Source organism: Pedobacter sp. GR22-10 (assembly GCF_026239715.1).
Lineage (GTDB): Bacteria > Bacteroidota > Bacteroidia > Sphingobacteriales > Sphingobacteriaceae > Pedobacter.
In genome coordinates, this window is sequence record NZ_JAPIVR010000007.1 from 130,970 (window position 1) to 138,275 (window position 7,306).

The 7,306-nt window shown below is 39.2% G+C and carries 5 protein-coding genes; 2 read left to right on the forward strand and 3 right to left on the reverse strand.

Translation table 11 applies throughout. From position 1 onward, the window contains the following. Positions 1-22: 22 nt before the first annotated feature. Together OQX64_RS21480 and OQX64_RS21485 are read right to left on the reverse strand one after the other, a co-directional pair. Entirely contained in the window at positions 23-1,420 is a 1,398-nt protein-coding gene (locus OQX64_RS21480) for an anthranilate synthase component I family protein (RefSeq protein WP_265820299.1), read from the reverse strand. 510 nt (positions 1,421-1,930) lie between these two features. Continuing rightward, positions 1,931-2,374 carry a cytochrome B gene (locus OQX64_RS21485; RefSeq protein WP_265820300.1) on the reverse strand — a complete coding sequence of 148 codons (444 nt, stop codon included), beginning with the start codon at positions 2,372-2,374 and terminating at the stop codon, positions 1,931-1,933. Positions 2,375-2,489: 115 nt separating this feature from the next. Here OQX64_RS21485 and OQX64_RS21490 point away from each other — a divergent pair, with 115 nt between their 5' ends. Together OQX64_RS21490 and OQX64_RS21495 are read left to right on the forward strand one after the other, a co-directional pair. After that, a complete protein-coding gene (locus OQX64_RS21490) occupies positions 2,490-5,510 on the forward strand; it encodes an amidohydrolase family protein (RefSeq protein ID WP_265820301.1) in 3,021 nt (1,006 codons plus the stop codon). Position 5,511: 1 nt separating this feature from the next. Beyond that, the gene (locus OQX64_RS21495) at positions 5,512-6,822 is read left to right on the forward strand and encodes an amidohydrolase family protein (protein ID WP_265820302.1); all 1,311 of its coding nucleotides are present in this window, start codon (positions 5,512-5,514) and stop codon (positions 6,820-6,822) included. Between the two features lie 78 nt (positions 6,823-6,900). On the opposite strand, the gene OQX64_RS21500 is transcribed toward OQX64_RS21495, so the two are convergent. Continuing rightward, positions 6,901-7,191 carry a hypothetical protein gene (locus OQX64_RS21500; protein ID WP_265820303.1) on the reverse strand — a complete coding sequence of 97 codons (291 nt, stop codon included), beginning with the start codon at positions 7,189-7,191 and terminating at the stop codon, positions 6,901-6,903. Between the last annotated feature and the right edge of the window lie 115 nt (positions 7,192-7,306).

The window sequence follows — 7,306 nt, forward strand, 5'->3', positions numbered from 1 at the left end:
TAATTTCTTCTTTCACTCCAAACTAGATACCTGCTGCCATCTCAATTGCTTTCCGCAAGGCTGCAATTTTATTATTCACTTCCTGCATTTCTGTTTCAGGAACAGAATCTGCCACAATGCCTGCACCTGCACGGTAATGCAGTTCATTGTTTTTACTCATAAAAGTTCTGATCATGATGGCATGGTTAAAATCTTCATTAAAACCCATAAAGCCAATGGCACCGGCGTAAAAATTCCGCCCCAATTTTTCATTTTCGTCAATCAGCTGCATGGCTTTGTACTTTGGTGCACCACTTAACGTTCCGGCCGGGTAAGTATCTGCAACGACCTTGAAAGCACTTACATTTTCCTGTAAATGCCCGCTTACCTTACTCACCAGGTGGATCAGGTGCGAATAATATTGAACTTCTTTAAAAGACTTCACTTCCACCCGATTACAGTGCCTGCTCAAATCATTGCGGGCTAGGTCAACCAGCATCACATGTTCGGCACTTTCCTTCGGATCCTGCTCTAATTTTCTCGCTTGTTCTGCATCTTCAATATCGTTTCCGCTACGTTTAAAGGTTCCTGCGATGGGGAAAATGTTAGCTGAATTGTTTTTGATGGTAATCTGTGCCTCCGGTGAAGAACCAAACAGCTTGAAATTGCCATAATCAAAATAAAACAGGTAAGGCGATGGGTTTATCGAACGCAGGCAACGGTATACATTAAATTCATCACCAGAAAAAGCCTGTTTGAATGCTCTGGAAGGAACGATCTGAAATACATCACCGCGGTAAATATGCTTTTGAAGTTTCTCTACCAAATCCATAAATCCCTGATCGGTCAGGTTTGAAGACTCTTCCCCCCTGATCTGGAACTTATATTCAGGGTAATTTTTATTCTGGATGAGGTATTCCATTTTTTCAAGGCCACCCTCTTCTTCCTCATCAAATGTATTTTTAAATAAGGTAATTTCGTTCTTAAAATGATCAATAGCGATCAGGTACCGATACAAATGATATTGCATTTCCGGAATTTCTTCGCCGTCTGGTGTTTCAGAAACAAATTTAATATCTTCAAAATGCTGAACAGCATTCCAGGTAAAATAGCCGAACAAACCACTCGAAATAAATTTAATTTCAGGCAATTCTGTTTCCTTAAACTTATCCTTAAAATCCGCTATTTCATCAATCAGGTTCTTGCTTTCGGTAATTTCAACCGTCCCATCAGGAAAATAAGTTTCCAGTCGCGAACCTTTTAAAATGATACCAGCAACAGGATCGGTGCAAACAAAACTCATGGAATTTTCTCTACTGTGGTAATCTGAACTTTCCAACAAGATACTGTTCGGGTACACATCACGTAAGCGTAAATAAATGCTCACAGGCGTAGTGGTATCGGCAAGCATTTTTTTGTAAGTCGTATTTATTTTATACATGATAAAGGTAAAATGGTGTAAGGCTTATGGTTTGCATTCTCGTATTTTTTTCAACAATAAAAAGCCCGGCGTGTGGTTCTACGCCGGGCTTTAATGGTTCTTTAATAAGGTTTAGGTTGATAAACTATATTTTGTTCATACGCAGCCAGCGCAATTCGTTCGAATTACTTTGCCAAAGCCATGTATGTATATTGTTGATCATGAGGAGCAAAAATATAAAGAATTTTGAAAAACGGAAATTTTTATGAAAATAAATTAAAAATAGATTTAACAATGAAGTTCACCAAGATCATTAAGCATGATAACATTTAACCGCAAAGGTCGGGAACAACAAACTCAAAGAACCCCCCAAGCTGGTATTTTAAATGATAACCAAGGAGCAAATGGAGTTAAATTACAAAGGGCACCAAGCCTTTTGCTTTATGCCCTTTGTAAATATATAGTTGCGCTGTGGTTAAACCTTTGCGCTACTTTGCGAAAAGCTTAGCGTTTCTTGGCAGTTAAAACCAACTAAGAAACCCCGAAAAATGTTCTGCCCGGAATACTCTTAGTCATCATTAAGATCGATACGATAATAATAACCAATGCCAGGCCAAAGAAAATAGCGATGGTGCGGTGTTTTGCAACAGCATCAGCCACTTTTTTTGATTTAGCATTACCTACTGTAATTAAAATAATAGCAATAAGCATCATAGAAGTATGCTCTGCTTTGAAATACCTACCAATGGTATCACTCATTGGCAATTTAGTTAAAGGGCTTAAAAAGAAAAGCACTAGTCCTAATAAAAATTGGATGTGTGCACTAATGAGTGTAAATACATTCAACTTACGATTACCTTCAGTATACGTTTTTTTACCAAACCAGCCAGATAATGCATTGATAACAGCCACCAATAATAAAATTAATACGATGTAGCGCCATCCGGAGTGCGCAGATTTTAAGATACTATACATTTTAATTCAAATATGTTTCCTCAAAAATAGACATTAATTGTAAAAAATAGGTTATTGAACATATTCAACGCTTATTTATATTAGTTTTAAACAAAATTAAACCCCTAAACTTATTATGAAGAAAATTTTACTCGCCATTGGGCTGGTATTTTCTACTACATTCGTATTTGCTCAGCAAACTACCTTTCCTGTAAATGGTTCATATGATACCAGGCCTGGAATGTTTGCTTTTACCAACGCAACAATCGTAGTTAATGCCAACCAAACTTTAACAAATGCTACACTTTTAATTAAAGGCCAGACTATTCAGGCGGTGGGCGCCGGATTATCGGTACCAAAAGGATACGTGATCGTAGATTTGAAAGGAAAATTTATCTACCCTTCTTTAATTGATGCCTTTACTAGTTATGGCATTACAGAAGCGGCTGTTCAACCACGCGGATTTGGTGCACAAAGACAATCGATATTTGTTTCGACTAAAAAAGGGGCTTATGGCTGGAATGAAGCCATCAGACCTGAAACTTATGTTAAGAATGTTTTTTCTGCTGACAGCAAAAAAGCTGATGAATTACGTAAAGTAGGCTTCGGCAGTGTTAACGTCATTAACCGGGATGGGATTGCCAGAGGTGTTTCTGCAGCCGTAACCTTAAATGAAGATGCGGACAACAGCTTAATTCTAAAAGATCAAACTGCAGCAAATTATTCCTTCAATAAAGGAACGTCATCAAATGATTATCCAACATCTTTAATGGGTTCAATTGCATTACTGCGCCAAACCTATTATGATGCCCAGTGGTATAGCAAGCAAAAAGCGGAATATAATATATCTTTAGATGAGTTTGCTAAACAACAAGCACTTCCACAAATATTTGAGGTAGATGGTTGGGCAAACGTACTCCGTGCAGATAAAATCGGCAAAGAATTTGGCAAAAAGTACATCATCAAATCCGGAGGAGACGAATATCAACGCATTAATGAGGTTAAAGTAACAGGTGCAAGCTTAATTATTCCACTGGCTTTTCCAAAAGCTTATGATGTGGAAGATCCTGCTGAAGCCAGAAATTTAACTTTAGCCCAAATGAAAGGCTGGGAACTGGCACCTACTAATCCGGCAGTTTTAGAAAAAGCGGGCGTTAAATTTGCCTTAACAGCATTTGGATTAGAAAGTAGCAGAGATTTCTGGGCGAATATCCGCACGGCAATTGAAAATGGCTTAACTGAAAAACAAGCCCTACTAGCAGTCACCACTATTCCTGCAGAACTTTTAGGCATCAATGATAAGGTTGGCTCATTAGAAAAAGGCAAAGTGGCCAACTTCCTGATTTCATCAGATAACCTTTTCAAAAACGGAAACATCATTTTCGAAAACTGGGTACAGGGCAAACGTTTCATTGTAAATAAAATGGATGTAAGTGATGTTCGTGGAACCTATAATCTGAATGTTGATGGTGTGGGTGCCTTAACCTTAAAAATTACCGGAACTGGTGGTGGGTCAACCGCAGCCATCGAGAGAACTGGTACAGATAGTGTTAAAACTACAGCCACTTTCACCAGAAATGGCGATTGGGTCAGCATTAATTTTAATTTAAAGAAAAATCCTAAAGGTGATGTTCGTTTAAGCGGCTACATCACTTCTGCAAATCCAATTACCATTAAAGGTGAATCTGCATTGGCTGATGGATCAACAGGAAAATTTACGGCGACTTATAAAGAGGCGGGCAAAGAGACGCCAAAGAAAGACGAGCCTAAACCAAGCCTTGCAGCTGGATCGGTAATTTACCCTTTTGGTGCCTTTGGTGCTACAGAATTACCAAAACAGGAAACTGTTTTAATTAAGAATGGTACCGTTTGGACCAATGAAAAAGACGGTATTCTTCAAAATGCCGATGTACTTTTAGAAAACGGAAAAATCAAGGCAGTAGGTAAAAACCTTTCGGCTGGTGGTGCAAAAGTAATCGATGCCACAGGCAAGCACATCACTGCCGGCATTATTGATGAACACTCGCATATTGCGGGTAGTGGCGGCATTAATGAAGGGGCACAATCGGTATCTGCAGAAGTTCGTATTGCCGACATCATCAACTCTGAGGATGTGAATATTTATCGCCAGCTGGCCGGTGGTGTAACCACTTCACATATCTTGCATGGCTCGGCAAACCCGGTTGGTGGTCAGTCGCAATTAATTAAACTGCGTTGGGGTAAATCACCGGAAGAATTAAAATTTGCCGGTGCTGATGGCTTCATCAAGTTCGCTTTAGGTGAAAACGTAAAGCAAAGTAACTTCGGTACAGGTGCCCGTTTCCCGGTAACGCGGATGGGGGTAGAACAGACTTTTGTGGATGAATTTACCCGAGCTAAAGAATATGCAAAAGCCATGTCGGTTAAAGGCAATAGCGTTCGCAGAGATTTGGAATTGGATGCGATTGTAGAAATATTGAACAACAAACGTTTTATTACCTGTCACTCTTACGTACAAAGCGAAATTAATATGTTAATTCATGTTGCCGATAGCTTAGGATTCAAAATCAACACATTTACGCACATTTTGGAAGGTTATAAAGTAGCCGACAAAATGAAGGCACACGGTATTGCCGGCTCCACCTTCTCAGATTGGTGGGCTTATAAAAATGAGGTGGCTGAAGCCATTCCTTACAACGGAAAAATTATGCACAATGTGGGTGTAACCACAGCTTTCAACTCTGATGATGCAGAGATGGCACGTCACTTAAATCAGGAAGCCGGAAAATCAGTTTTATACGGTAACGTTCCGGAAGAAGATGCATTAAAATTTGTAACCTTGAACCCGGCTAAAATGCTTCACATAGCTGATCAGGTAGGCAGCTTAAAGGCAGGTAAAGATGCAGATGTAGTGATCTGGACGGCTAATCCACTTTCTATTTATGCCAAAGCAGAGAAGACATTTGTTGATGGGATTGCTTACTGGGACATTGAAAAAGATGCGCAGCTGATTAAATCTCAACAAGCAGAAAAAGCACGTTTAATCCAGAAAATGCTGGAAAGTAAAAGTAAAGGTGGAAAAATGCAACGCCCCACAGGCGATGCTCCTCGCTTATATAATTGCGAAACGTTAGAAAATTATTCAGCAGAACTAACCGAGAACGAACATGCACACTAATATGAAAACCTATTTATTAAGTCTGGCTTTTTCGGCAACAAGCCTGATGTGTATTGCGCAGGCAAACATTTCGCCAGCTAAAAAACAAAGCAAAACCATTGCTATTTCAGGTGCAACCGTTCATGTTGGCAATGGCACAATCATCGAAAACGGCACTGTTATTTTTAGTAATGGAAAGATTGTCTCTGTCACAGCCAACGGGCAAGTACCACAAGGTGATGTCGCCCAGATTTCTGCCAACGGAAAACATGTATATCCTGGCTTCATTGCTGCTACCACCAATTTAGGATTAACAGAAATTGAAGCGGTGAAAGCAACCCTCGATTTTCAGGAGATCGGTGATTTCAACGCTCACATCCGCTCCATTGTGGCTTATAATACCGATTCAAAGGTACCTGCAACTTTAAGGAGCAATGGTGTTTTAATGGCGCAACCTACTCCGCAAGGCGGAATCATTTCCGGAAGCTCATCAGTGGTACAGTTGGATGCCTGGAACTGGGAAGATGCAGCGCTGAGAAAGGATGATGCCATGCACATGACCTGGCCGGTTACGCCACGATTTAGAAGTGGTTTTGGTGGGTTCGGCAGACCGCAATTGTCGCCAGAAGCATTGGCCGAAAGAACAGCAAGTTCCATTAATCAGTTAAATTCTTTCTTTGCTGAAGCAAAGGCTTATGCTGATTTGGGCAAGCCTGAAGTGATTAATACCCGTTTCGAAGCCATGAAAAGAGTATTTTCAGGTGAGGAAAAATTATTTATGACAGCTGATAGTCAGAAGGATATTGTAGCGGCTGTTAACTTTGCCAAGAAATATGGCATTACGCCTGTAATCACGGGTGCTGATGAAGCTTACCTAGTGATCGATTTTTTAAAAGAAAACAACATCAGCCTGGTGGTTAAACAACCTCATGCCCTGCCAAACAATAACGATGATGATGTGAACATGCCTTATAAAAATGCAGCTATTTTGGCTAATGCAGGTTTAAATGTGGCATTAAGCATTGATGGTTATTGGCAACAACGCAACCTGCCTTTTATGGCGGGTACCGTTACCGCCTGGGGATTAGATAAAGAAAAGGCATTATCTACCATCACCTTAAACGCCGCAAAAATAATGGGCATTGATAAAACCACCGGAAGCATTGAAACAGGCAAAGACGCTACATTCTTTATTTCTGCAGGTGATGCGCTAGATATGAGAACCAACAAAGTAGAACAGGCTTTTATTCAGGGCAGAGATATTAATCTGGATAATTTGCACAAGCAGCTGGATAAGAAGTTTAGCGACAAATATGCCGCTGAGAAAAAGTAAATTAAATAGTTTAATAGTAAACGGCCAATATTAATTTATTGGCCGTTTTTGTTTAAATCTAATTTAAAAAACCGATCACTAAAAGGAAATTACTTTATAAACTATAATACCATTTTTAAATGCAATTTTTAATCCAAATTGTAATGGATATTCATTTTTAGAAGCATAAATATGTCTTTCAGTTTCGTCAAATCTTGAAACAGGCCTAAAATCATAAGGGATGCTCGCATCACCGTACAAAACCTCAACACTTTCAATATCATTTGCTATCGATGGATTAATTACCAATGAATTAACGAAAAAATTAGAAGGAAAATTTACTTGTCTATAAAAACCATCATAAACTTTTCCTATCGGTTGGTGTCTCACCAACCGAAATATTAACCTGAAAAATCCTATATTGCTTTTATTGTCCCTCTAATCTAAAAAAAGTATTATGAGTATTTTTCACAAAAGACAGGGACAAATGGATTATAATTATCCA

Coding starts and splice junctions, on each gene's coding strand:
- OQX64_RS21485 (WP_265820300.1), bottom strand. CDS start 2,374: ATGTATAGTATCTTAAAATCTGCGCACTCCGGATGGCGCTACATCGTA.
- OQX64_RS21480 (WP_265820299.1), bottom strand. CDS start 1,420: ATGTATAAAATAAATACGACTTACAAAAAAATGCTTGCCGATACCACT.
- OQX64_RS21490 (WP_265820301.1), top strand. CDS start 2,490: ATGAAGAAAATTTTACTCGCCATTGGGCTGGTATTTTCTACTACATTC.
- OQX64_RS21495 (WP_265820302.1), top strand. CDS start 5,512: ATGAAAACCTATTTATTAAGTCTGGCTTTTTCGGCAACAAGCCTGATG.